The sequence below is a fragment of the Actinomadura sp. J1-007 genome (assembly GCF_009793335.1).
GTDB lineage: Bacteria > Actinomycetota > Actinomycetes > Streptosporangiales > Streptosporangiaceae > Spirillospora > Spirillospora yumaensis.
This window is the reverse complement of sequence record NZ_WING01000001.1, coordinates 4,598,943-4,623,913: the sequence shown is the minus strand read 5'-3', so window position 1 is coordinate 4,623,913 and position 24,971 is coordinate 4,598,943. Positions and strand designations below refer to the sequence as shown.

21 protein-coding genes are annotated in these 24,971 nt (G+C 74.8%); 16 read left to right on the top strand and 5 right to left on the bottom strand.

The window, feature by feature from the left end; all coding sequences use genetic code 11:
• Positions 1-24 precede the first annotated feature (24 nt).
• Positions 25-636, bottom strand: a complete 612-nt coding sequence (locus GEV43_RS20980) for a TetR/AcrR family transcriptional regulator (RefSeq protein ID WP_241682989.1) — start codon at positions 634-636, stop codon at positions 25-27.
• Positions 637-1,027: 391 nt separating this feature from the next.
• On the opposite strand from GEV43_RS20980, the gene GEV43_RS20975 reads away from it, so the two are divergent.
• From GEV43_RS20975 to GEV43_RS20965, 3 genes are read left to right on the top strand one after another with little or no spacing between them, the layout of a single operon-like run.
• Complete coding sequence (locus tag GEV43_RS20975) at positions 1,028-1,822, top strand: SDR family oxidoreductase (protein WP_160822126.1); 795 nt, start codon at positions 1,028-1,030, stop codon at positions 1,820-1,822.
• 31 nt (positions 1,823-1,853) lie between these two features.
• The gene (locus GEV43_RS54990; RefSeq protein ID WP_160822125.1) at positions 1,854-3,017 is read left to right on the top strand and encodes a cytochrome P450; all 1,164 of its coding nucleotides are present in this window, start codon (positions 1,854-1,856) and stop codon (positions 3,015-3,017) included.
• Positions 3,018-3,026: 9 nt separating this feature from the next.
• The gene (locus GEV43_RS20965; protein ID WP_160822124.1) at positions 3,027-4,592 is read left to right on the top strand and encodes an AMP-binding protein; all 1,566 of its coding nucleotides are present in this window, start codon (positions 3,027-3,029) and stop codon (positions 4,590-4,592) included.
• 109 nt (positions 4,593-4,701) lie between these two features.
• Here GEV43_RS20965 and galE read toward each other — a convergent pair whose 3' ends face one another.
• Positions 4,702-5,721, bottom strand: a complete 1,020-nt coding sequence (gene galE / locus GEV43_RS20960; RefSeq protein WP_206681225.1) for a UDP-glucose 4-epimerase GalE — start codon at positions 5,719-5,721, stop codon at positions 4,702-4,704.
• A gap of 261 nt (positions 5,722-5,982) precedes the next feature.
• Here galE and GEV43_RS20955 point away from each other — a divergent pair, with 261 nt between their 5' ends.
• The 8 genes from GEV43_RS20955 (at position 5,983) to GEV43_RS20920 (ending at position 16,284) form a co-directional block, all read left to right on the top strand.
• Positions 5,983-6,648 carry a response regulator transcription factor gene (locus GEV43_RS20955; RefSeq protein WP_160822123.1) on the top strand — a complete coding sequence of 222 codons (666 nt, stop codon included), beginning with the start codon at positions 5,983-5,985 and terminating at the stop codon, positions 6,646-6,648.
• Positions 6,649-6,754: 106 nt separating this feature from the next.
• Positions 6,755-8,230, top strand: a complete 1,476-nt coding sequence (locus tag GEV43_RS20950; protein WP_160822122.1) for a hypothetical protein — start codon at positions 6,755-6,757, stop codon at positions 8,228-8,230.
• Positions 8,227-11,322: a DegT/DnrJ/EryC1/StrS family aminotransferase gene (locus tag GEV43_RS20945; RefSeq protein ID WP_160822121.1), complete on the top strand. Its 3,096-nt coding sequence runs from the start codon at positions 8,227-8,229 to the stop codon at positions 11,320-11,322. Before GEV43_RS20950 ends, GEV43_RS20945 begins: the two co-directional genes overlap by 4 nt.
• Entirely contained in the window at positions 11,244-11,870 is a 627-nt protein-coding gene (locus GEV43_RS20940; RefSeq protein ID WP_160822120.1) for a glycosyltransferase, read from the top strand. Before GEV43_RS20945 ends, GEV43_RS20940 begins: the two co-directional genes overlap by 79 nt.
• Positions 11,871-11,899: 29 nt before the next feature.
• Positions 11,900-13,258 carry an O-antigen ligase family protein gene (locus GEV43_RS20935; protein WP_160822119.1) on the top strand — a complete coding sequence of 453 codons (1,359 nt, stop codon included), beginning with the start codon at positions 11,900-11,902 and terminating at the stop codon, positions 13,256-13,258.
• Positions 13,255-14,574 (top strand): lipopolysaccharide biosynthesis protein, encoded by a 1,320-nt coding sequence (locus GEV43_RS20930; protein ID WP_160822118.1) that lies wholly within the window; start codon positions 13,255-13,257, stop codon positions 14,572-14,574. Before GEV43_RS20935 ends, GEV43_RS20930 begins: the two co-directional genes overlap by 4 nt.
• Positions 14,571-15,356, top strand: coding sequence for a sugar transferase (locus GEV43_RS20925; RefSeq protein WP_160822117.1), 786 nt, complete (start codon positions 14,571-14,573; stop codon positions 15,354-15,356). Before GEV43_RS20930 ends, GEV43_RS20925 begins: the two co-directional genes overlap by 4 nt.
• A 28-nt stretch (positions 15,357-15,384) precedes the next feature.
• Positions 15,385-16,284: a hypothetical protein gene (locus GEV43_RS20920; RefSeq protein ID WP_160822116.1), complete on the top strand. Its 900-nt coding sequence runs from the start codon at positions 15,385-15,387 to the stop codon at positions 16,282-16,284.
• 52 nt (positions 16,285-16,336) lie between these two features.
• Here the strand turns inward: GEV43_RS20920 and GEV43_RS20915 are convergent, their stop codons facing one another.
• The 3 genes from GEV43_RS20915 to GEV43_RS20905 all read right to left on the bottom strand — a co-directional run bounded on the left by GEV43_RS20915 (position 16,337) and on the right by GEV43_RS20905 (position 19,573).
• The gene (locus GEV43_RS20915; protein ID WP_160822115.1) at positions 16,337-16,492 is read right to left on the bottom strand and encodes a hypothetical protein; all 156 of its coding nucleotides are present in this window, start codon (positions 16,490-16,492) and stop codon (positions 16,337-16,339) included.
• A gap of 137 nt (positions 16,493-16,629) precedes the next feature.
• Positions 16,630-17,886 carry a hypothetical protein gene (locus tag GEV43_RS20910; RefSeq protein ID WP_160822114.1) on the bottom strand — a complete coding sequence of 419 codons (1,257 nt, stop codon included), beginning with the start codon at positions 17,884-17,886 and terminating at the stop codon, positions 16,630-16,632.
• Positions 17,887-18,007: 121 nt separating this feature from the next.
• Positions 18,008-19,573, bottom strand: coding sequence for a Rieske 2Fe-2S domain-containing protein (locus GEV43_RS20905; RefSeq protein ID WP_160822113.1), 1,566 nt, complete (start codon positions 19,571-19,573; stop codon positions 18,008-18,010).
• A 258-nt stretch (positions 19,574-19,831) separates the two neighbouring features.
• Here GEV43_RS20905 and GEV43_RS20900 point away from each other — a divergent pair, with 258 nt between their 5' ends.
• The 5 genes from GEV43_RS20900 (at position 19,832) to GEV43_RS20880 (ending at position 24,945) form a co-directional block, all read left to right on the top strand.
• On the top strand, positions 19,832-20,566 hold the full coding sequence (locus tag GEV43_RS20900) for a sensor histidine kinase KdpD (RefSeq protein WP_160822112.1): 735 nt from the start codon (positions 19,832-19,834) through the stop codon (positions 20,564-20,566).
• On the top strand, positions 20,563-21,219 hold the full coding sequence (locus tag GEV43_RS20895) for a response regulator transcription factor (protein ID WP_160822111.1): 657 nt from the start codon (positions 20,563-20,565) through the stop codon (positions 21,217-21,219). The genes GEV43_RS20900 and GEV43_RS20895 overlap by 4 nt, the downstream gene beginning before the upstream one ends.
• Positions 21,220-21,361: 142 nt before the next feature.
• Entirely contained in the window at positions 21,362-22,339 is a 978-nt protein-coding gene (locus GEV43_RS20890) for a cytochrome P450 (protein ID WP_160822110.1), read from the top strand.
• A 232-nt stretch (positions 22,340-22,571) separates the two neighbouring features.
• Positions 22,572-23,714 carry an esterase family protein gene (locus GEV43_RS20885; RefSeq protein ID WP_160822109.1) on the top strand — a complete coding sequence of 381 codons (1,143 nt, stop codon included), beginning with the start codon at positions 22,572-22,574 and terminating at the stop codon, positions 23,712-23,714.
• Complete coding sequence (locus tag GEV43_RS20880; RefSeq protein WP_160822108.1) at positions 23,707-24,945, top strand: hypothetical protein; 1,239 nt, start codon at positions 23,707-23,709, stop codon at positions 24,943-24,945. Before GEV43_RS20885 ends, GEV43_RS20880 begins: the two co-directional genes overlap by 8 nt.
• Positions 24,946-24,971: the final 26 nt, after the last annotated feature.

The window sequence follows — 24,971 nt, the reverse complement described above, 5'->3', positions numbered from 1 at the left end:
GGACCAAACCGGGGACCAACGGGATCAGGACGGGGCCGCGGCGGCGAGCGCGCCCGCGAGGACGAGGCGTCCGGACGTGCGGACCATCGCGGTGACCTCCTCGACGGGGCGGCGCAGCGAGGTCAGGCTGACGAGCGCGGCGAGCAGGACGTGCCCGAGCACGATCTCGACCTCGTCGCGGCCGGGGACCGGGTCGCCGATCGCCGCCGACAGCCGGTCGCGGACGAACAGGAACAGCACCGTGCGGGCGTCGTCCACGCTGGAGTCGCCGGACGTCACGCCCTGGATGATGGCCGAGGTGAGGGTCAGCTCGTCGGCGGCGACGGCGACGATCCGCTCCAGCAGCGCGGTGAGCCGCTCGGTCGGGGTGTCGCCGACGGCGAGCGCGTCGATGTCGTGCGTGATCCGGTGCGCCCAGTCGGCGGCGACCTCGGTGAGCAGGTGGTCCTTGGTGGCGAAGTAGCGGTAGACGGTGGCCCGCGCCACGCCCGCCCGGTCCGCGACGTCGTGCATGGTGACGGCCGCGTAGCCGCCCTCCAGGGCCAGCTCCCGCGCCGCGTCGATCAGCCGTTCCCGGCGGGCCTGCTGATCCTTGGTCAGCGTGCGCGTGACCGTGATCCGCATATCGCCGCTCAAAGTGTCGTCTCCTCCTCGCTGGACCGGCCCCCATCCTCTCGCACATTCGTTTCCGGCGAGCGGGGACGGGAGCGGGACCCCGCCGCCGGTGCGGCCGGGCGGGGAGCGCGGGCGCGCCCTCTTGCCCTACCGCTTGCTTGGGTGCGACGTTAGTTCAGACCGGAGTCTCACACCAGGGAGCCCCGATGACGGCACCACACCCGCCCCAACTCCCCCTGCCAGCCACTCCTGACCCCTCCGCCCCGGCCGGCCGCTCCGGCGGCGGCGTCCCGTTCCCCGGCCCCACTAGCAAGCGCCGCGCGTCCGGATCCGGCCGCGCGGCCCCGAGCGGTCAGGCCGGGCCCGCCCCCTCCGCGCCGGCCGTCCGCGCCGGGACGAGCGGGGTGGGCCGGTGAGCGGGGCCTTGGACGGAACGTCCGCGCTGGTCACCGGCGGAGGCAGCGGCATCGGCCTCGCCTGCGCGCGGCGGCTGGCGGCCGACGGCGCGGCCGTCACGATCTGCGGGCGGACGGAGGAGCGCCTCGCCAAGGCCGCCGCCGAGATCGGCGCGCGGTACGTCGTCGCGGACGTCGTGGACGAGGAGCGGGTCGAGGCGGCCGTGCGGTACGCGGCCGAGCCCGCGCCGCTGCGCGCGGTCGTGCACAGCGCGGGCGGGTCCACCTCGATCGGGCCGCTGCGCGTGCTCGACACCGACGCGTGGCGGGCGACGCTGGAGCTGAACGCGACGGGCACGATGCTCGTCCTCAAGCACTCCGCGCGGCTGATGGCGCGGCCGGCCGGGGACGGCGGCGCGTTCGTCGCCATCTCGTCGATCGCCGCGTCCAACACCCACCGCTGGTTCGGCGCGTACGGGGTGTCGAAGGCCGCGGTGGACCATCTCGTCGCGCTCGGCGCGGACGAGCTGGGCCACGCCGGGGTCCGGGTGAACGGCATCCGGCCCGGTCTCGTCCGCACCGAGCTGGTCGCGGGCGTCGCCGACGGCGGCCCGATCCTGGACGACTACCTGGAGTGCATGCCGCTCGGCCGCGCGGGCGAGCCGGACGACATCGCCGAGGCCGCCCGCTTCCTCGCCGGGCCCGAGTCGTCCTGGATCACCGGCCAGGTCGTCAACGTGGACGGCGGCCACCACCTGCGGCGCGGCCCCGACTACCGGTCCCTGTTCGAGCCGATGTTCGGAGAGCTGTGAACGGCCCGGCCGTCAGGAACGGAGGCGCGCGGTGAACGTGGACCTGCTCGACGGGGAGATGTACGCGACCGACCCCTGGTCGGTGTACCGGCGGCTGCGCGCCGAGGCCCCCGTCTACCACGACGAGGAGAACGGCCTGTGGGGGATCTCCCGGCACGCCGACATCTACGCGATCGAACGCAACGCCAGGGTCTTCACCAACTCCGGCGGCTACCGGCCGCAGCTCCCGTCCGACCCGTCCATGATCGGGCTGGACGACCCGGAGCACCTGCGCCGCAGGCGGATGGTCTACCAGCGGTTCACGCCGCGCGGCGTCGCGCGCTACGCGGACCGGATCCGCGCCACCGCCGTGGACTGCATCGACACGGCGCTGGAGGCGGGGACGGTCGACGCGGTCCCGGCGCTCGCGGCGCCGCTGCCCGCCCGCGTGATCGGCTGGCTGCTCGGCTTCCCCGAGGAGTCGTGGCCGCAGCTCGTGCACTGGTCGGAGACCGCCGTCTACGCGGGCGGCGGGCAGCGGTACGTCACCGACGAGGCGACGATCGCCGTGGGCGAGTTCGCGATGGCCGTCCTCGACATGGCGAAGGAGCGGCGCGCCTGCCCGTCGTCGGACCTGCTGTCCACCTGGTCCAACGCCGGGCCGGACGATCCCGCCTACGACGACGAGCGGCTGGCGCACGAGGCGCTGCTGCTCCTGGTCGGCGGCGCGGAGACGACCCGCACGGTCATCGCGACCGCGATCGACGCGCTGATCCGGCACCCGGACCAGTGGCGGCGGCTGCGCGACGACCCGTCCCTCATCCCGGGCGCGGTCGAGGAGTTCGTGCGCTGGACGACCCCGATCCTCAACATGTGCCGCGTGCCCAACGTGGACGCCGAGGTCCGGGGCGTGACGATCCCGGCGGGCGATCAGGTGCTGCTGATGTACGGCTCGGCCAACCGCGACGAGGACGTCTTCGACCGGCCGGACGAGTTCGACGTGACGCGCCCGTCCGGCGACCACATCGCGTTCGGGCTCGGGCCGCACTTCTGCCTGGGCGCGTCCCTCGCCCGCCTCGAACTCCAGATCTTCTTCGAGGAGTGGGTGGCGCGGGTGGGCGACGCGGAACGGGCGGACGCCGAGGGCCCCAGGATCCTGCGCAACGCGTTCGTGCGGGGCGTCACCGAGTTCCCCGTCACCCTGGCCCGGCGCTGAGGAGCGGCGATGCGATCGTTCAACCTGGCGGACCTGTTCGAGGTCGTCGCCGACGCCTGCCCGGACCGCACCGCGCTCGTCGCGGCCGGGCCGCCGGGCGCGCCCGCGGCGAGGCTGACGTACGCGGAGCTGGACGCCCGCGCCAACCGCGTCGCGCACCACCTGGCGGGGCGCGGCGTCGGGCCCGGCGACCGCGTCGGCGTCCTGGCGTACAACCGGGCGGAGTGGCTGGAGACGATGATCGGCTGCTTCAAGCTGCGCGCGGCCCCGGTCAACGTCAACTACCGGTACGTGGCCGGGGAGCTGGCGCACCTGCTCGGCGACTCCGGCTGCGCCGCGCTCGTCGCCGAGGCCGACCTGCTGGAGGCCGTCGAGCGCGACCGGCTGCCGGACCTGCGGCACGTCCTCGCGATCGGCGGCGGCTACGAGGAGGCGCTGGCGGCCGAGCCGGACGGGCGCGGCTTCGGGCCGCGCTCGTCGGACGACCCGTACCTGCTCTACACGGGCGGGACGACCGGGCTGCCGAAGGGCGTGCTGTGGCGGTGCGAGGACATCTTCGTCGCCGCGATGGGCGGCGGGAACTTCGGCGGCACGCCCGTCGCGTCGCCCGAGGACCTGGCGGCCTGCGCGGAGCGCGACCCGCTGCGCGCGCAGGTCCACGCGCCGCTCATGCACGGCGGCGGCCAGTGGATCACCTGGATCACGCTCACCACCGGCGGGACGGTCGTGCTGTGGACGGGCCGCCGCTTCGACGCCCGCGGGGCCCTCGACCTCGCGGAGCGCGAACGCTCGCAGATCATGATGGTGGTCGGCAACGGCATGGCCGCGCCGATCGCCGACGAGCTGGAGCGGGAGCCGCGCGCGGGCCTGGAGGTCTTCGCGTTCGGCTCGGGCGGCGCGCCCCTGTCGGCCTCGGTCAAGGAACGGCTCGCCGCGGCCGTTCCCGGCTCGATGGTCTCCGACAACCTCGGCGGATCGGAGACCGGCGCGATGGGGACGGCCGAGGCCGGCGGCCGCTTCCGCCTCACCGCCGGGTTCGCCGTCCTGGACGGCGACCTGAAGCCCGTGGCGCCGGGGTGCGAGGGCGTCGTCGCCCGTACGGGGCACATCCCGTCCGCCTACTGGGGCGATCCGGAGAAGTCCGCCGCCACGTTCGTCACGGGCCCGGACGGGCGGCGCTGGGCGTTGCAGGGCGACCACGCGCGCCTGGAGGAGGACGGCACGGTCACCCTCCTCGGGCGCGGCTCGCTCGTCGTCAACACCGGCGGCGAGAAGGTCTTCGCCGAGGAGGTCGAGACGGTCCTGCGCACCCATCCGGCGGTCGCGGACGCGGTCGTGGTGGGCGTCCCGGACGACCGCCTCGGCCACCGCGTCACCGCGGTCGTCCAGCCCGCCGCGGCGGACGGCCCCGCAGGGGCGGACGGGCCCGGGGCGGACGAGCTGGCCGCGCACTGCCGGGCCGCGCTCGCGGGCTACAAGGTGCCCCGCGGGTTCCGCTTCGTCGAGGCCGTGCGGCGGACGCCCGTCGGGAAGCCCGACTACGCGTGGGCCCGCGAGGTCGCCTCGGACGGGTGAGGCGGGGTGACGCGCCCGGCCCGTTCGGTCCTCCCGGCCTGGTTCGGCCGGAAGGACCGGACGGGCCCGTGCGGGCGGGCCTGTGGGTGCGGGATCGTGCGGGTCGGGGTCAGGCCACGTCCAGCTCGCGGCGGCGGGCCGCCCACTGGAGCGAGTGCCTGATCGCCTCCTCGATGGTGTACTCGGGCCTCCAGCCGAGCAGCTCGCGCGCCTTGGCCGGATCGACGAACGCGCCGACCACGTCGCCGGGGCGGGCAGGGGCCTCCTCCGCCTGGAAGCCGTCGCCGACCACCTCGCGGAACGCGTCGACCAGCTCCCGGACGGTCGTGCCGTCCCCGGTGCCGAGGTTGATGACCTGGTAGCCGCGCTGCCGCCCGGCCGCCTGGACGGGCGGCAGGATCGCGTCGAAGCGGGACGCGGCCTCGTAGAACGCGCGGGCGATGTCCCACACGTGGATGTAGTCGCGGATCGCGGTGCCGTCGCGGGTCTCCCACCCCACGCCGGTGATCCTGAACGGCACGCCCTGCTCGTACGACTGGATCATCTTGCCGAGGGCGTGCGAGGGCCTGCTGTGCTGGAGGCCCGTGCGCATCCGCGGGTCGGCGCCGATCGGGTTGAGGTAGCGCAGCGAGATCACCCGCAGGCCGTACGCGGCCGACAGGTCCTCCAGCATCAGCTCGGCCATCATCTTGGAGCGGGTGTAGGGGTTCTGCGGCTCCAGCGCCGAGGTCTCGGTCACCGACAGGTCGGCCTCGGGCCGGTACATGCCCGCCGTGGACGCGAAGATCATCCGGTCGCAGCGGTTGCGCACCAGGTGCCCGGCGAGCTCCAGCGTCTTGGCGAGGTTGACCCGGTAGTAGCGCTGCGGGTCGGCCATCGACTCGGGCACCACGATCAGCGCCGCGCAGTGCACGGTCACCGCGATGTCCGGGTGGTCGCGGAAGATCCCGTCGATCAGCGCGCCGTCCCCGATGTCCCCCTGGTAGAAGATCTTCCCGTCGGTGAACTCCTGCCGGCCGGTGACCAGGCTGTCGAGCACCACGGGCGTCACGCCCCGTTCGACGAACGCCGACGCGACGGTGCTGCCGATGAACCCGGCTCCCCCGGTGATCAGGACTTTCATGGGCATCCCCTGAGCCTTCGAGTCCCTGTGAATCGTCACGCACAGCTTCGGCACGGCTCCCCGGCCGGTCAACGGCGCGTTCCACAACTGACCGGCTCCGGACGGTGGTCAACCTCCCGCGCCGGACGCGCGTCCGCACCCGAGTCCTCCGCGCGCGCCCACCTGCGCCGATGAGGGTGCGCGCCGCGGCTCCGCCCGTCCGCGGGCGCGGGACGAGTACAGCGTTTGCGGGATCCGCCCGGGGCGGCGACCGGTCATCGTTCAGGCATGCAGCACATCCGCGTCCTCATCGTGGACGATCACGCGCTCTTCGCCGAGGCGCTCTCGGCCCGGCTCGGGCGCGAGCCCGACCTCGTGATCCTGCCGGTCGCCGCCGACGTCCGCCGCGCGCTCGCGCTGGCCGCGACCGAGCGGCCGGACGTGATCGTCCTGGATCTGACGCTCGGCGCGGAGAGCGGCCTGGACGTGCTCGACCGGGTCCGCGAGAGCCGTCCGGACGTCCGCGTCGTCGTGCTCACCGCGATGGACGACGTGGAGGTGATGGTGCAGGCCGTGCGGCGCGGCGCGGTCGGCTGGCTGTCCAAGACCGAGAGCGCCGACCTGGTCGCGCAGGTGATCCGCTCGGCGGCCCGGCGGGGCGGGTGGATCCCGCCGGAGGCGCTCGGCGAGGTGCTGCGCCGCCTGCTCGCCGAGGAGGCCGCGCCGGAGGGCGGCGCGCAGCTGCTCGCCGAGCTGACGCCGCGCGAGCGCCAGGTGCTCCAGTGCATGGTGGACGGGCTGAACCGCGCCGAGATCGCCGAACGGCTCGGCCTGTCGGCCAACACCGTCCGCACCCACACCCAGAACCTGCTGGCGAAGCTCGACCTGCACTCCGCCCTGGAGGCGATCACCCTCGCGATGCGCGCGGGCATGCGCCCCGGCGCCCGGGAGTGACCCGCGGCCCGCCCTGCAAACGACGTAGCGGGCCATCGTCTCGATGGGCGATTCGTTGGGGAATGCGCGTTCTTACGCTCGGCCTGACGAAGCCGGAGGGAAGATCGTGGAGATCGACGAAGTCGCCGCGCGCGTGGTCCGCAGCTACTGGGGCCTCCTGCTGGTCATGACCGTCCTGCCGCTGCTGCTCGTCGGGTACGTGGTGAGCGGGCAGGACCCGCCGGAAGTCGCCAAGACCCGGATCCAGGCCAGCAGCAAGGCCACCGACGCCGCGCCGGGCGACGCGGGCGTCAGCATCGTGGTGAGCCAGGTCAAGGCGTTCGCCACCAGCCGCAACCTGATGGACGGGGTGCTGCGGGCGCAGCCGGGCGGACCGCCGCCCGACAAGCTCGCCAAGGCGGTCTCGGTGACCGGGCTCGGCACCTCCACGGTGGTGGAGCTGGCGGTCAAGGACGCGGACCCGCGGGTCGCGCGGGGGCTGGCCGACGCGCTGTCGGCCGCCGTGGTCAAGGAGATCAACGAGTCCAACCAGGGCTCGATCACCGGCCAGATCGCCGAGATCGACCGGCGGGTCCGGGAGCTGGAGAAGCGGCTCGGCCCGCTCTCGCGGCGCGCCGGCGCGGTGCCGAACCCCGACATCGGGGCGGCGAACGAGCGCGAGCGCGTCCAGGCGGAGCTGACCGACCTGCGCAGCAGCCGCAGCGACCTGCGCGGCCAGCTCTCCGCGTCGGGGTCGGCGTCGGTCGTGCAGCCCGCGGTGCTGGCGCCGAAGAGCGACCCGGCCGTCATGATGGCGGCGATCGCGGGCCTGGTCGGGCTGGTCGCGGGCATCCTCGTCGCGGTCGTGCTGGAGACGTTCCGGCCGACCGTCCCGGGGCAGCGGCGAGTCGCCAGGCGGCTCGGGGTGCCGCTGCTCGGCTGGGCCGACCGGTCGCCGTCGGAGACGGCCGACCTCGGCCGGCGGGTCCGGCTCGCCGCCAAGCGGAACGGCGTCGGGAAGGTCACGCTGGTCGCCGCCGGCGACGGGCCGCTGCCCGCCGAGCTGGTCTCCGCGATCGCGGCGGCGGTGTACGGCGACGCCACGAAGGTCGTCGCGTCCCGCGCGGCGCGGCGCCGCCCCGGCCCCGCCGCCGGAGGCGGGGACGGGAACGGGACGGACGGCGGGACCGCGGACGAGGACGCGAAGGCCACCGCCAAGGACGGCGCCAAGGACCCCGCGAAGGACGGCGACGGGCCCGCGCTCAACTCCAGCGGCCCGTCCGGCGGCAAGCGCGGCGCGTCGGTCGTGCGGGCCGGGCCCGGGACGGCGGTGATGGCCAAGAAGCCCGGCGAGGCGGCCGTCCCCGCGGGCGTCTCGGCGACGGACGTGACGCAGCCCGTCCCGTTCCGCGCCGTCTGCCACGTGCACGCGTTCGAGGACATCGACCCCGGCTCCGACGACGAGGTCGGCGTGGTCGCGGTGGCCGGTCCGGTGACCCTCGTCTCGGGCCTGGAGTCGGTCCGCGACCTGGTCGCCGCGTCCGGCTGGCCGCTGCTCGGGGTCATCGCCACCACCCGCGCGACGAAGGGGAAGACCAGATGAGCACGAGCGGCACCGGCCAGAGCACCGTCCCCTTCACCGTCCCGTCGTTCGCCGGGGAGGTGTCCGACGCCGTGGTGAAGGTCCTGGACTCCGGCTGGGTGACCACCGGGCCCGAGACCGCCGCGTTCGAGCAGGACTTCGCCGACCACCTCGGCGCGTCCCACGTCGTCGCGGTCGCGTCCTGCACGACGGCGCTGGAGCTGTGCCTGCGCGCGATGGACCTGCCGCCCGGGTCGGCGGTGCTGACGCCGAGCCTGACGTTCTGCGGCGCGATCAACGCGATCCTGCACGCGGGGCACCGGCCCGTCCTCGTCGACATCGACGCGGGCACGCTCGTGCCGAGCCCGGCGACGGTCGCCGCGGCGGCGGCCCGGGTCGCGCCCGCCGCGATGGTCGTCCAGAACCAGGGCGGCTACCCGGTGGACGTGCCCGCGCTCACCGAGGCCGCCGGGCTCGACCGCACGCGCGTGGTGGAGGACGCCGCGCACGGCCCCGGCGCCGAACGCGGCGGACGGCCCGTCGGCTCGACGTCGTACGCGGCGTGCTTCAGCTTCTACGCCACCAAGAACATGCCGATCGGCGAGGGCGGGGCGGTCGCGACCACCGACCGGGACCTCGCCGACCGGATCCGCGCGACGCGGCTGCACGGCATGAGCAAGGACTCCTGGCGCCGCTACCTGCCCGGCGGGAGCTGGCGGTACGACGTGAAGGACGTCGGCCTCAAGGCCAACATGACCGACATCCAGGCGACGATCGGGCGGGCGCAGCTCGCCGCGCTGCCCGGCTGGCAGCTCCGCCGCGCCGAGCTCGTCGCCCGCTACGACGAGCTGCTGGACGGCCTGCCCGGCCTCGTCGTCCCGCAGCGTGACTTGGACGGCGTACGGCACGCCTGGCACCTGTACCAGGTCCGCGTCCCGGACCGGGACGGGGTCATCGCCGAGCTGGACGCGGCGGGCGTCGCGACGTCGGTGCACTTCATCCCGGCGAGCCACCTGACCGCGTACCGGGCGGTCCTCGGCGCGGACGAGTGCGCGAGCGTGCCGGTCACCGACCGGGTCGCCGAGGAGCTGCTGTCGCTGCCGCTGTACCCCGGCCTGTCCGAGGATGGGCAGGACCGCGTCGCGGCCGCACTCGCCGGGCCCTGCGGGCGCGGGGCTGACCGTGCGATGGCTCCCGCGCCGCCGCGCGCCCCGCAGAGCGCCCGCCCCGACCCGGCCCCGGCGAGCCCGCTGGCGCTGCTCATGGGCCGGGACGAGGTGGCGCTCGCGGGCCGGCGCGGGCGGCGGCTCGTGCGGGGCCGGCGGGTGCTGGTCACCGGCGCGTGCGGGACGGTCGGGTCGGCGCTGTGCCACCGGGTCAGGCGGCTCGAACCGGCCGCGCTGTGCCTGGTCGACAAGGACGCCGGGCGGCTGGCGCGGCTCGGCGGCGAGCTGGCCGGGCTGCTGGACGCCGAGCTGGTCACGCTCGCCGCGGCCGACGTGCGCGACGCGGCGGCGGTCGACGGCGTGGTGCGCGCGGCGCGGCCGGATCTGGTGTTCCACACCGCCGCGGTGAACGAGCTGGCCGCGGTCGAGCGGGACCCCTGCCGGGGCGTCGCCGACAACGTGCTCGGCACCCGGCACGTGGTCGACAGCGCCGTCCGGCACGACGTGGAACGGCTCGTGCTCGCCTCCTCCGACAAGGCCGCCGACCCGACCTCGGTGTTCGGCGCGACGATGCGGCTCGGCGAGCTGCTGCTCCAGACCGCGACGGGCGGCCGGACGTGCTTCGCCGCCGTCCGCGTCGGCAACGTCATCGGCGAGCCGGGCCCGCTGCTGAGCGTGCTCGCGCACCGGATCTCGTCCGGCGAGGCCGTCACGATCACGCACCCCGAGGTCGCGCGGCACTTCATGACGGTGGAGGAGGCGGCGGGCCTGCTGCTGGAGGCGGCGGCGCTCGCCGAGGAGGCCGAGACGTTCGTGCTGGACATGGGCAGCCCGGTCCCGGTGATCGAGCTGGTGCACCGGTACGCCGAGCAGCTCCGGCTGCCCGAGGTGACGATCCGGTTCAGCGGGCTCGGGCCGGGCGAGAAGCTCGCGGAGAAGACCTTCGCCGACTCCGAGCGCCGGATCCGCACCGCGCATCCGAAGATCTGGGGCACCCGCCCGGCGCCGCCCCCGCCGGGCTGCCGCAGCTCCTGGACGGGCTGTCGGCCGCCGCGGACGCCGGAGACGCCGAGCGGGTGCGGCTGCTGCTGCGGCGGCTGCTGCCCGAGTACCGGCCCGTCCGCCGCCCCGTCCCGTCCGGCGACCCGCCGGCCGGCTCGGCGTCGCTGTGCGACGCCGGATGCAGCCCCGAACCGCCCGGCCTGTGAGGTGCTCATGAGTCCGTCCCGCAAGCTCAGGGTGGCCACGGTGATCACCCGTTTCAACGGCGGCGCCGGCCAGGTCGCGCTGAACGGCGCGCTCGCCCTGCCGCCCGCCGGCTACGAGCGGGCCGTCATCACCGGCGGCGTCGGCATCGACAGCCGCACCGCCTCCGGCGGCGGTTCCGGCGGCAGCGGCGGCTCCGGCGGCGGGCCGTCCCGCGCGGACGTGCTGCACGGCGAGGAGGCCGTCGCGAACGCCGCGGCCGGCGACCTCACCCTCCTCGCGCACGAGGCGGGGATGGAGATCGTCCAGGTGCGCCCGCTCGTCCCGCAGATCTCGCCGCGCGACGACCTCGCCGCGCTGCGCGCCCTCACCCGCGTCCTCGCCGAGGGCCGGTACGACGTCGTGCACACCCACAGCGCGAAGGGCGGCGTCATCGGGCGCGTCGCCGCCGCGCGCGCGGGCGTGCCGCGCATCGTGCACACCTGGCACGGGTTCCCGTTCAACGAGTTCCAGTCGTGGCCGCGGCGGCGCGCCTACATCGGGCTGGAACGGATCGCCGCCAAGCACACCGACGCGTTCCTCGCGATCGGGTCGGAGACGGTGACGACCGCGCTGCGGCTCGGCCTCGCCTCCCCGAACGGGTCCGGCTGTCGTGGCCCGCCGTGGACGTCGCCGCGTACGCGACCGCGCCCGGGTCCCGCGCGCAGGCGCGCCGCCGCCTCGACCTGCCGCTCGGCGTGAAGGTCGTCGGCTCGATCGGGCGGCTCACGTTCCAGAAGGGCCCGGAGATCTTCGCCCGCGCGATCGCGCGGCTGCCCGACGACGTGTTCGGGCTGTGGGTCGGCGGCGGCACGATGGCGGAGGAGCTGGAGCGGCTGACGCGCAGGCTCGGCGTCGGCGAGCGGATGCGGTGGCTCGGCCACCGCGACGACGTCGCCGACGTGCTGCCCGCGTTCGACCTGATGGCGATGGCGAGCCGCTGGGAGGGGCTGCCGTGCGTGCTGGTCGAGGCGATCGGCGCGGGGATCCCGCTCGTCGCGACCGCCGTCCCGTCCAACCAGGACCTCGTGCTGACCGGCGAGACGGGCGTGCTCGTCCCGCCGCAGGACGACCGGGCGCTCGCCACCGCGATCACGCACCTGCTGGACGACCCGGCCGCCGCCGCCCGCATGGCCGAACGGGCCCGCGCGCGGGTCGGGGACTGGTTCTCGCCCGGCTACCTCGGCGCCCAGCTCGACGAGACCTACCGGGGCGACTCGCAGCGGCCCCACCGGCCCCACCGGCGCTGACGGAGCAGGAAGCAGGGAGCAGGGAGCCCATGACCGCGACCACCAAGGCCGTCCCGCCGCAGGCGCCGCCGCGGCCGTCCGCGCCCCCGCGCGACGGCGCGGAACGGTCCGCCGGGCCCGCCCCGGGCGGGCCCGCGCCGCGGCGCCGGTGGCCGGTCGCCGCCGTCGCGCTGGTCGCCGGGATCGCCTCGCTGCCCATGCTCCAGCCGTTCGGGCTGGGCCCCGGCCCCGGCAACACCGGGCTGCCCGACCTCGTGCTGGTCGCCGTCGTGACCGTGACGCTGCTGTGGGCGGCGACGCGGCGGGCGCCCGTGCGCTGGCCGTTCCTCGTCCCGACACTGCTGACGATCATCGCGGGGGGCGTGGCCGCGCTGGTCAACGACGCGGGCGCGCTGACCCTGATCAAGGACCTGTTCGTGCTGCTGTGGGGCGTCAGCGTCGCCAACCTCGGCCGCGACGCCCGGCTGCTGCGCGTCGCGCTGCGCGCCTGGACGGTCGTCGGCACGTTCTACGCCCTGGTCATGATCGCCGGGTTCGTCGCCGGGAACGACACGCTGTCGGGCAAGCAGATCGACGGCGAGCGCGCGATGTTCACGTTCGGCGACGCCAACTACGCGTCCAACTGGTTCATCTGCGTCTTCTTCATCACCCGCGCGACGCGCTGGCCCGAGAGAGCCTGGCAGCGGTACGCGGTGTGCGGGATCCTGCTCGCCGCCGAGGTCCTCACCGGGTCGAACGGGGGCGCGCTCGCGCTCGGCGCGGCGATCCTGCTGGGCTACCTGTTCCGGCTGTTCCGCGAGGGCAAGGCCCACCACGCGGTCGCGGCCGGCGCGCTCGCCGCGGTCGTCGGGGGCGGCGGCGTCGCCGCGCTGAGCCAGATCGACGTGCAGCCGTACCTCGACCGGGCGAGCGAGGCGTCGCCGATCCTGCGCGACTCGATCGGACGCACCACCGGGGAGAGCACCGAGTCGCGCAGCACCGTCCTCGCCACCACCGTCACGATGATCGAGGAGCAGACGCACCCGTGGGGCATCGGGCCCGGCCAGACCGAGTCGGCGATGCGCGCGAACCAGGAGACCTACGTCCGCGAGGCCCACAACGACTACATCGCCGCCGTCCTCGAACGCGGCTTCCTCGGCGGTGTCGCGCTCATCGTCCTCGTCTTCGTGCTGCTGCTGAAATGCGTGCGGATCGCGCGCCGCGACAACCTGACGGGCGAGTACGCGCGGCTCGTCCCCCGGCCCGAGCTGTTCGGGGCGCTCGTCGCGGTGTTCCTCATCTCCGGGCTGTTCTACGAGACGCTGCACTACCGGCACGGCTGGGCGTTCTTCGGGCTGATCGCCGCGCTGGACCTGTTCGGGCGCCGCGACGCGGAGGCGGGCGCATGACCGGCACCCGGGAGTCGCCCGCCGCCGCGCCCGACGACGCCGGGCGGCTGCGCCGCCGGCTGCTCGCGCTCGTCGCCGGCAACATGGCCGGACGGGTCGGCGCGCTCGCCTCCCTCGGCATCGCGACGATCATGGTGGCGCGGATCGGCGGGCCGAAGCTCGTCGGCGCGTTCACCCTCGTGCGGATCCTGCCCGGCCTGCTCTGCCAGCTCTCCAACGGCGGCCTGCCCGGCGCCGCTCCGTACTTCCTCGCCCGCGGCGAGGAGGACCAGTCGGTCGTGCGGCCGACCCTCGCCTGGCTGACCGTCGCGGGCGCGGTCGCCGGAGGCGCCGGCTGGCTCGCCCTCAGCCCCCTGATGTACGTGGTGTTCTTCAAGTCGTTCGGGATCTGGGTGACGCTCGCCGCCGCCGTCCCCTCGTTCACCCAGGGGTTCGTGTCGGTCGGCAAGGGGCTGCTCCAGGGGACCGACGACCCGCACGGCGCGAGCCTCGCCATCGCCGTCGAGGAGTTCGTGTTCCTGCCGATCTACCTGGTCATCCTCACCGGCTGGTACGGGCCCGGCGCGCTGATCACCGGCCTGGTCCTCGCCGACGTCGCCGCCGCCGCGTGGATCGCGCGGCGGCTCGCGCGGCGCGGGTTCTTCGCCGGGTGGGGCCGGCCCGACCGGCGGCTCGGCCTGCGCATCACCGGGTACGGGTTCCGCGGGTACGCCGGCCAGCTCATCGACCTGCTCCAGCTCCGCTTCGACATGGCGCTGCTCGGCGCGCTCGCGGGCCCGAAGGTGCTCGGCGTCTACACGGTCGCCAGCAAGTTCGCCGAGCTGGTGCAGCTTCCCGGCCTCGCCGTCAACTACGTCCTGTACCCCGACTTCGCCAAGGAGGACCGCGCCACCGCCACGCGCCGCACGGCCCGGCTGATCCTGCCCGCCCTCGCGGTGTCGGCGGCGGCGGCCCTCCCGCTCGCGCTGATCGCCGGGACGGCGCTGCCCTGGGTGTTCGGGGACGTGTTCGGCGACGCGGTCGTGCCCACCTACATCCGGCTCGCGGGCGTCGTCACGTTCGGCGTCACCGGGCTGGTCATGGCCTACCTGTACGGCGTCGGACGGCCCGGCGCCGCGTCCGCCGGCCAGGGCATCGGGCTCGCGGTCGTCGTGGTCGCCGGGGCGCTGCTGATCCCCGCGCACGGCGCGACCGGCGCCGCGATCGCCACGTCCGTCTCGTTCGTCGCCACCACGGCGGCGCTGCTGGCCTGGTTCCGGCACGTCCGGGACCGGGAGGACGGCACGGACTCCCGGCACGTCAACGACAAGGGGTGACCTCCCGTGCCCGAGCACGACGACGCGCTGCCGACCCGCCCGGTCGACCCGTCCGACGGCGTCCCCCCGTCCGCCGCGCGCCGCGCGCTGGACGTGGCGGGGCGCTCGCCGGGCTCGTGCTGCTCAGCGTCCCGCTGCTGCTGGTCTACCTCCTGGTCCGGCTGTCGAGCCCCGGGCCCGGGGTGTTCCGGCAGACGCGGGTGGGGCAGGGCGGGCGGCCGTTCACGATGTACAAGTTCCGGACGATGCGCCAGGGCGTCGGCGGCCTCACCGTCACCGCCAACTGCGACCCGCGCCTGACCCGCGTCGGCAAGCTGCTGCGGCGGTGGTCGCTGGACGAGCTGCCGCAACTGGTGAACGTGCTGCGCGGCCAGATGACGCTGGTGGGTCCGCGCCCGGAGACCTACGATCTTGCCGTGCACTACGACGCGCGCAGCCGCTGGATCTTCGACCACCGGCCCGGCCTGACCGGCGTCTCGGAGGTGCGGTTCCGCGACTTCGACGTGCTCGGCCCCGGGGAGGAGGTCGATCTGGTCGCCTACATCGAGCGGATCGTCCCCGCCCGCGTCGCGGTCGACGCCGTCTACCTGCGCGACCCGTCCACGCGGGCCACGCTGGGCGCGCTGTGGGACACCGTCAAGCACATCCTCGGCCTGCCCGTCGCTCCGCTCCAGGTCGCCGCGGACGGCACCGTCCGGGAGGGCGCCGCGTCCCGGTCGCCCGACGGCGGGCCCGTCGTCTCGCGCGCGGGCGAGGCGGAGGAGCCGGGCTCGGCCGCCTGACCGCACGCGACACAACCTCGGGGGACAGATGGACGTGCGCTTCAAGATCTCCGCGGTCGCGGTCACGATCGCCGTGGTCGTGGGGTTCCTGTTCTATGTCCAGCGCGACTCCTCCGGCGGGTACGAGCCGTACCACGGGCCGCTCGCCACGCCGGGCGGCCCGGCGGCGAAGCAGGGCGCGACCCTGCACATCGCGCTGAACACGCAGCCGTCCGACTACCCGAGGCTGCGCGAGCTCGGCTACGACCTCGTCGACGTCAAGCCCGACGACGCGCTGGTGAACGGCGTCCCCGACGGGATGCGCGCGCTGCTGTGGGTCGGCAACTTCACCTGCGGCGCGTTCGAGCTGCCCTACGACGCGTTCACCGACGCGGTACGGCGCCTCGCCCGCCACCCCAAGGTGTACGGCTGGTACCTGTCCGACGAGCCCAACCCGCGCGAGTGCCCGCGCGTCGCGCAGGAGATCCGCCGCCGCGCCGACTACATCGAGCGGAACGCGCCCGGCCAGATCTCGTTCGTCTCGCTGACCGACTGGCCGATGGGCCCGGTGACGCCCGCCAAGGTGAACGTCGATCTCGTCGGCCTCGACCCGTACCCGTGCAAGGGGGCGGCGAAGGCGCGGCCCGACTGCGACATCGACGCGATCGACCGGATGGTGCGGATGGCCGACGACGCGGGCATTCCGCGCGAGGCGGTGGTGCCGGTGTTCCAGACGTTCGGGCAGGGCTGCTCCAAGGGCGAGCGGCAGTACTGGCTGCCGACCGAGGAGCAGCTCCGCCAGCTCCTGAGCCGCTGGGACAAGCTCACGCCGCGGCCGATGATGGACGTCTCGTACTCGTGGGGCCGCCAGGGCGAGTGGGCGTGCCCGACCCTCGCGGACGCGCCCGGCCTCCAGCAGATCATGAAGGCCCGGAACGGGGCGCGCTGAGCCGCCGGGCGTTCCGGCGGAACGGGCGCCGGAGGGGGCCGGCGGGGGAAGGTCAGGTGCCGTCGGGATGGTCGGCGACCGCGCTGCGGTCGGCCTTGCCGTCCTGCACCGGGAACTCCAGCGACCCCAGCCTGAGGGCGAGGATCTCCATCACCCCGACGATCAGTACGAACGCGACGGCCAGCAGGCCGAGCCTCTTGCGGTCCACGCACCGACCCTTTCAACCCCGAACAAGCAGGGCAAACGTAGCATGTGCGCGGACCGCTCCGAGAACCGGACCGGGGGCTCCGCCGCCTGCGGAACGGCCCCGCGCTCCCCGGCGGGGCCGTTCCGCAGGACGCGCCGTCAGCGCACGCTCTGGAACCAGCGCAGCACGTCCGGCATGGCCGCGACCCCGGACGCCATGTGGTCGAGGTCGCCGAGGTCGACGATGGGCGCGTCCACGCCGCGCGCCCGCAGCGACTCGCGGCACAGCGCGGCGTTGCGCGTCGTCACGTCCCGGTCGCGGCGGGCGGTGTAGAGCCGTACGGGCGCCTTCGGGGTCCACCCCTCGCACACCCCGTCGCCCGCGCGCACCGCGCGCAGCAGCGCGCCGGACGGATGCCGCATCCACTGGGCGGCGCGCGGGGTGAGCATGTCGCTCGGGCCGTCCGGCAGGCCCTTGAAGATCTCGGCCTCCTGGTGCTTCCCGTCGAACAGGCGCGGGATCGTCTTGTCGTACGGCGCGCGGAACACCTCGGACGGGTCGCGGTAGAAGCGGTTCGTGCGGTTCGCGGCGGTGAGCCAGTAGCCGAAGTAGAAGTTGACCTCCTTCGGGTCGAGCGACGTGCCGTCCAGGCTGTCGGGGATCTGCGCGCGGCCGAGCTCGTACGGGCCGCTGACCGGGGCCAGCGCCGCGAGCGCGAGGTTCCGGTCGGCGCCGCCCTGCAACGCGCGGCCGAGCGCCATCGCGGCGTGCCCGCCCTGCGAGAACCCCGTGACGAACACCCGCCGGTCGAGCGCGCGGTGCCCCCGCGCCACCACCGTGCGCGCGGCGCGCAGCATGTCGACCGACGCGCTCGTCTCCGTCGCGACGTCCATGTACGGGTGCCGGCCCGGGCCGAGGCCGAGGCCGAGGTAGTCGGGGGCGACGCCCGCGAACCCCGCGCCCGCGAACATCGCCGCCGCGCCCCGGTCCCTGCTGGTCGGGTCCATGGTCCCGGTGTCGCCCCGGAACGCCATCGTCCCGTGCCCGTACTGGACGGCGCGCAGCCGGTGGGGCCCGCCCCGCGGCAGCACGACCAGGCCGCTCGCGGTCGTCGGCGCCCCGCGCCCGGTGACCGTGCGGTAGACGACGCGGTGCACGTCCACGCCGTAGCGCGGCCGGGTCCCGCGGAAGCCGAGGTCGTCGAGGCGGCGCGCGGTCGCGGCGCGGGACAGCCGCTCGATCCGTTCGTCCGAGACGACGGCGCCGCGCGCCGCGGGCCGGGCGGACGGAGCGGACGGAGCGGAGTGGGCGCGGGGAGGCGCGGAGGCGGACGCGGGCGGCGCCGCCAGGGCGGAGACGGCGGCGGAGGCCGCGGCGGTCGCGGCCAGGCCGGTACGGAGGTGTCTGGGTGTCATGCCCCCTGACGCTAGGAAGCGGCGGGGGCGCGGACCATGGCCCTGGATACCGGACCGAGGTGCACCTGGGTACACCCGCGGCCCGGCCGGGAGGCGCGGCCGGGCCGCGCTTCCCGGTGCGTCAGGACACCAGGCGGCTGCCGAGGTTGCCGGAACGGGCGTTGAGGCACGAGCCGGTGGCCAGGTCGAACGCGAAGTTGTGCGCGAGGCAGTGCACCTGCCCGTCGTGGACGACCGCGCCGATCGACAGGTCCTCGCCCGCGTGCGGGCAGTAGCGCGGGATGTCGTACGACCGCCCGCCCCACTCCACGAGGATGCGCTCGCTCTCGTCGCGGCCCGTCTCGTACGCCTCGACGGCGTTCAGCGCGGGCGCGTTGGCGTGCTTGAGCAGCCCGACGAGGTGGTCGTTGTAGACGTCGGGGTCGCGGTAGAGGCTCAGCCGGAACGAGATCAGCAGGTCCTCCCACGCGAGCCCGCCGCCGAGCACGCCCTCCAGCCACCGCCCGGCCGTGGTGATCCGGTAGTGCGGCCGGGCGCCCGGCGACGCCTCCCCGGCCTTGAGCCCGTCCGGGGAGAAGTCCACGTCCCAGATCCCGCCGTTCGGCCCGGTCACCTCGAACCGGACGAGCATGTCGATCTGGCCGAGGAAGTAGTCGCTGAGGCCGCCGAGGTGCTCGAAGTGCGCGACGAACCGGTGGAACAGGTCGGGACCGGGCTCGGGGTGCCCGGCGAGCACGCCCGCGATCGCCTCGGCCCGGTCGGCGGCGTAGCGTTCCAGGTAGGCGGGCCGGGCCTCGTCGGCGAACGAGAACCGCGCCGACACCGGGTCGCGCTCGACGTCCCCGGTGTCCAGGTCGATCGCGTCGCCGGGGCGGAAGTGGTCCCAGCGCTGGCGCGGCAGGTGCTCGCGCAGCCACGCGGTGGCCGTGTCCGGGTCGCAGAACGCGCCGTCCTCCTGGTCCAGCACCCAGTTGAGGTGCGCGACCTCCGCGTCCAGGAAGCAGGGCGGCCCGGCGAACGGCACGGCGAGCTCCGGCTCGGTCTGCCGGACGAGCCGCTGCGCCGCGCGGAGCTTGGAGATGCGCTTGCCCATGGAGACCGCGGCCATCTCCTCGGGCGGGTACTCGTAGCAGATCGGGTGCCAGGACGCGCCCGAGGTCTGGAGCGCCATGAGGTCGAGCCGGCCGCCCGCCAGGTGCTTGGCGCGGCGCGCCTGCGCGGCGGTGAGGCGCGCGTCGTTGCAGTGCAGAACGGCGCGCCCGTCCGCCACGACCAGAAAGGCGGCGTCGTGGCACATCGGCGACAGCTCCGGAATCGCGGTGATCCAGGACCCCCGATTGTCGAGCGGGAATTTCTCCCACGCCGCTATCTCGATTACCTGCCTGGAGCCGGCGGCGGCCGTCATCCGTTCCCTGAAGGCGGGTCCCGGATAGCGCGGAATGAGGATTCTGGTCCGTTCGGGAAGGCGCGCCACGACCCAGGGATCGAAATGATCTAGATGCTCGTGCGAGACCGCGACCCAGTCGGCGTCCAGCAACGCCGGAACGTCCAGGTGATCATTTCTCGGGTACTGGTGCCAGGCGCCCAGGAACGCGCCCGTGGGAGCGAGCCACGGGTCCGCGAGCAGGCGGAACGCGGCTGCGTGGACCGCCACTCCGGCGTGTCCGAGAAAGGTGACCGTCGGCATACCGGGACTGTCCCTCCGGGACAGGTCCCCCGCACCCGCCGGAATGCGCAAGCGGGCTACGCCGTAAGCATGAAATAAATGGCACGGAGAACACCGGCAATCCTGGCTTAGACGCGAGGACAATGAAGCGGGTTTACCACAATTTTGCCATGGCCACCTCCGGCCAGGTCCTGGTCTGTTGCGGTCAATTGACTGGACACCGGTCGTCATAGGGGTGACGGTCTGGATGGTGCTGGTAATACGGACGGGGGTCCTTCCATGAACAACGGGCAGTCTCGGTCGTCGCCGCCGGCCCCGCTCGCCGACGTCGCGGCGCTCACCGCGGTGGCCACCGCCACCCGCCCCCGGGAGCCGGAGCCGGGAGACCCGGCCCTCTGGCGGCGGCGGCTCCGGCACGACATCCGGCACGAGCTCGGCACGATCATCATGCTCGCCTCCGCCGTGGCCGTCGCCGACGACATCGGCGACGGCAGCCGCACGCGGATCGAGCAGCTCCTCGGCGAGACCCGCTGGCTCGACCACCTGCTGCGCCGCCTCGACCAGGACGACGAGCACGACGACGCCGGGCCGCCGCCCCGCCCCGAGCGGCTCCGGGTGGACGGCCTGACCGCCGAGGTCGTCACGGGCATGCGGCTCGCCACCCCGCACGAGGTGTGCTTCAGCGGCGGCGAGGCGTGGGCGCACATGGACGCGGTCGCGCTCTGGCGGGCGCTGCGCAACGTGCTCGACAACGCCTGCCGGGTCGCGGCGGGCCGGGTGGACGTGCTGGTCACCGCCGACCAGGGCTGGGTCGCCATCCAGGTGGACGACGACGGCCCCGGGTTCGGCTCGGGCAAGGCCGGCCTCGCCTCGCTCGGGCTCGGCATCGTCCACGACCTCATCTCGGGGTACGGCGGGAGCCTGGAGATCCGGACCTGCGAGATGGGAGGCGCCCGGGTCCGCATGCTGCTGCCGTCGGCCCCTCCCGCCGACGACTGGCGGCCGCACCCATGAGAGTGATCATCTGCGACGACCACGCGGTGTTCGCCGACTCGCTGTCGCTGGTGCTGTCCGACGCCGGGCACGTGGTGGTGGGCGTCGCCTACTCCCCCGCCGACGCGCTGCCGCTGCTCGGCGGCAGGGAGGCCGACGTGTGCCTGATCGACCTGCACTTCCCGGCGGGCACCGTGCTGGAGTGGATGCCGCGGCTGCGGTCGGTCGCGCCCCGGACGCGCTTCGTCGTCCTCACCGGCTTCCTGGAGCGGGCCGTCCTGGAGGCGGGCCTCGCGGCCGGCGTCAGCGGCTTCGCGTACAAGGGGCAGCAGGCGGGCGACGTCCTCGCGGTGCTCGGCCGCGTCGCGGCGGGCGAGGTCGTCGTCGACCAGGCCGCCCGGCGCGGCGACGGCGGGAGCCTCCGGCCGCGCAGCCAGGCGCAGCGGTTCGCGCGGTTCCTCACCCCGCGCGAGCGCGAGGTGCTCACCAGGCTCGCCCGCGGCGAGTCCACCCAGGCGCTCGCCAAGGCGATGGGGGTGACGCGCAGCACCGCGCGCAGCCACGTGCAGAGCGTGCTGAGCAAGCTCGGCGTGCACTCCCAGCGCGAGGCGGTGATCGAGGCGGCCCGGCACGGCCTGGTCAGCGTCGAGACCGGGGAGTGGCTCGCCGGCTGAGGCGGGCGGCCGTCCGGTGGACCGCGGGTGGAGTGCCGGACGGCCGCTTCCGGCCCCTGGCGCCGAGCGGCGCGGCAAGGCCGAAACCGGACCTAGAGGGTTCGGCCGCGACGCGTTAGCGTCCGCTAGAGGAGGTTTTCCCATGCCTCAAAGGCGAGGCGCGCTGCCCGTTTCCGACGCCGAGGTCCTCGGCTCCTCCGCCACCTATGCCCGCGGCGTCCCGTTCGACCGGCTCGAACGGCTGCGGTCCAAAACCCCGGTCGTGTGGCTGGACGGGCGGCTCGACGGCGGCGCCGGCGCCTGGGCGGTCCTGCGGTACGCCGACGTCCGCCGCGCCCTCAGCCACCCCGAGCTGTTCGTCTCCGAGCCCGACGGCGTCTTCCACGGACCGCTCACCCCGGCGGGACACTTTCCTGGCTCCGACGACGAGCGCGCTTCCGCCGAACGCCCGGACGGCGGCGACCGCGGCGACCGCGGCGAGGACGGCGACGCGGCCGACGGAGGGGACGGGGACGACGGGGACATGGCCCTGCTCGACATGGACCCGCCCGCGCGGGCCATGCTCGACCGCGTCCCGCGGGACGCCACCGTCGACTTCGTCACCGAGGTCACCGCGGAGCTGCCCGAGACCGTCCGCAACACCCTGGCCGGCGGCCTGTACGCGCTGCTGCGGCACCCCGCGCAGCACGAGCGGCTGCTCGCCGCGCCGGGCGACGACCGCCTCCTCGACAGCGCCGTCGAGGAGATGCTGCGCTGGTGGACGCCCGTCACGCAGGTCGCGCGGACGGTGCGGCGCTCGACCGTGATGGGAGGCGTCCCGCTGCGGGCGGGCGAGCGGGTCGCGCTGTGGCTGGCGTCGGCCAACCACGACGGCGAGGCGTTCCCCGATCCGGACAGCTTCCAGGCCGGGCGGTTCCTGACGAGCGCGCGCCCGCACCTCGGCTTCGGGTTCGGCACGCGCGCGTGCGTGGGGGCGCGGCTGGCCCGCGTCCATCTGCGCGCGCTGCTCGTCGCGATCTTGGAACGCCCAGGTCGTCCACGTTTGACCGGGGAACCGGTAATGTTGCGGTCAAGCGCCCGCCGCGGCTTCGAGCGGTTGCCGGTCCGCTGGACCGGCTGACCTCGCGGACCGTACGACGCGGGCACCGTGCGCCAGTGCGCCATCTCACATGACCGCGGCCTCACCTCGCCGCCGCTCTCGGGTCCCCGTGCCGCCCGGCCGGACGCGACCCGCCGCTTTGCGTTCTTGAACACTCGCTGGACGTCCGCTGGAACTCCGCTGGACGTCCGCCGAGTTAGTCACTGCGCGCGCCCGCTCGTCCGGGCGCCGCCTGCACGGAGGGGGCCGGGTAGTGGAACTGACGAGCTGGGGGCTGCTCAGCGTGCTGAGCCTGGCCACGCTCGCCTGCCTCGCGGCGACGGTGTGGCTGTGGCCGCGGGTGGCCGCCGGGAGGCCGGCGGCCGTGGCGGCGCGGGCCGGGCTGCTGCTCGGCTGCCAGGTGGCGGTCGTGCTGACGCTGATCACGGCGATCAACGCGTACTACCTGTTCTACGGCACGTGGAGCGACCTGCTGGGCGCCGCCGGCGGCGGGGCCCGCACGCAGCAGGGCCGCCCGCCCGCGCTGCCGGACGCGGCGGCGGCCACCCGCGTCGTCCGCAAGGTCTCCGCCGGCCTCGGCCCGGGGCACGGGTCGCGGCGCAAGCCCGCCAAGGACGGCCAGGTCGAGCACCTGGAGATCCACGGGGTGCGCAGCGGGATCGGGTCCGAGGCGTACGTCTACCTGCCCCCGCAGTACTTCCAGAAGCCGTACGAGGCCAGGCGGTTCCCGGTGGCGGTGTTCATCGCCGGGTACCCCGCGTCCGACCGGCTGACCTGGATCGACAAGGGGCACATCCCCGAGGAGGCGCTGAAGGCCGAGGCCGCCGGGCAGATCCAGCCGATGATCTACGTGATGATGCGGCCGACCGTCGAGGACGGCTGGGACACCGAGTGCGCGGACGTCCCGGGCGGCCCCAAGGTCGAGACGTTCTTCGCGCAGGACGTCCCCGAGGCGGTCTCGCAGACCTACCGGACGGCGCCCACCCGCGAGGGCTGGGGCCTCGCGGGCTACTCGACCGGCGGCTACTGCGCCACCAAGCTCGCCATGCTGCACTCCGACCGGTTCGTCGCGGCGGCGAGCATGGCGGGCCACTTCCACGCCCTGCTCGACACCACCACCCGCGACCTCTACGACGGCAGCGCCGACATCCGGCGCGGCAACAACCTGACCTGGCGGCTCAAGCACCTGCCGCAGCCGCCGATCTCGGTGCTGGTCGCGTCCGCCGACGTGGGCGAGAAGACGTTCCCCTCGGCCGAGCGGTTCATGGCCGCGGCCCGCCCGCCGCTGGTGATCGACAAGGTGCTGCTGCCGAGCGGCGGCCACAACTTCAAGACGTTCCGCAAGTACATCCCGCCGGTGATCCGGTGGCTGAGCGCCCATCTGCGGGGTGAGTGACGTGGAGCCCACCAGCGCGGGCCTGCTCGGCCTCGTCTGCGTCCTCGCCGCGGCAGCCTTCGGCGCCGCCGTCGTACTGTGGCCGCGCGCCGCCGGATCGGGCCTGCGCCCGATCGCCGCCCGGTCCGGCCTGCTGCTCACGTGCCAGGTGCTGCTCACCGCCGCCATCGTCCTGGTCGCCAACCGCTACTTCGTCTTCTACGCCACCTGGAACGACCTGCTCGGCGGCACCAACGTCAAGGTCCAGGTCAAGCAGGTGCAGCCGAGCCTCGGCAAGGAGGCCGACCCGTCCGGGCTCGTGCACCGCAACGGCACCGACCTCGCCCCGGTGCGCCGGGGCCGCGCGCACGACCCCGCGAAGGACGGCCGCGTCGACCACCTGCGGCTCCGCGGCGCGCGCAGCGGCCTGGACGCCGAGGCGTACGTCTACCTGCCCCCGCAGTACTTCCAGCCCGCCTACGCCAAGAAGCGCCTGCCGGTGGTGCTGCTGCTGTCGGGGGGCCGGTCCGACGGCAAGCTCACCTGGATCAAGGACGCGAACGTTCCGGCGGCGGCGGCCGAGGCGGTCAGGACGGGACGGGCGCAGCCGGCCGTCTACGGCATGGTCCGTTCCGTACGGGGCCTGACGCCGTCCCCGCACCCGCCCGCCGGCTCGCTCGCGGGGCAGGGGCTGCCGAAGGGCGGCACGACCGGGATCCGTCCCTCGGCCTGCCTCGACCTTCCCGGCCAGGGGGGCGGCCAGGCCGAGACCTTCTACGCCCAGGACCTCCCCACCGCCCTGGCGCAGACGTACCGCCTCCCCCGCGCGCGCGGGGGCTGGGCCGCCGCCGGGTTCGGAACGAGCGGCCAGTGCGCCCTGCGGCTCGCGATGCTGCACTCCGACCGCTTCGCCGTCGGCGCGTCCGTCGCCGGGCGGCTGACGGGCCCGCCGACCACGCCCGAGTCGAACGCCCCGCGGCCCGATCTGTACGGCGGCAGCAAGGTCTTCGAGCAGGACAACGACCTTCACTGGCGGCTGGAGCACCTCCCGCCTCCCCCGGTCTCGGTCCTGCTCGCCGACGGCTCCGCGGGCGGGCGCGCGGAGGCGGCCGAGAGGTTCCGGGGACTCGTCAAGCCGCCCATGCGCGCCGAGACGTTCCTGAAGCCCGCCGCGCCCGCCACGCTCAAGGAGTGGCGGCCGATGGTCCCGCACGTCCTGGAGTGGCTGAGCGCCCGCCTCCGGGGCGAGTGACCGCCTCCCGGGCGGCCCTCGGGGGG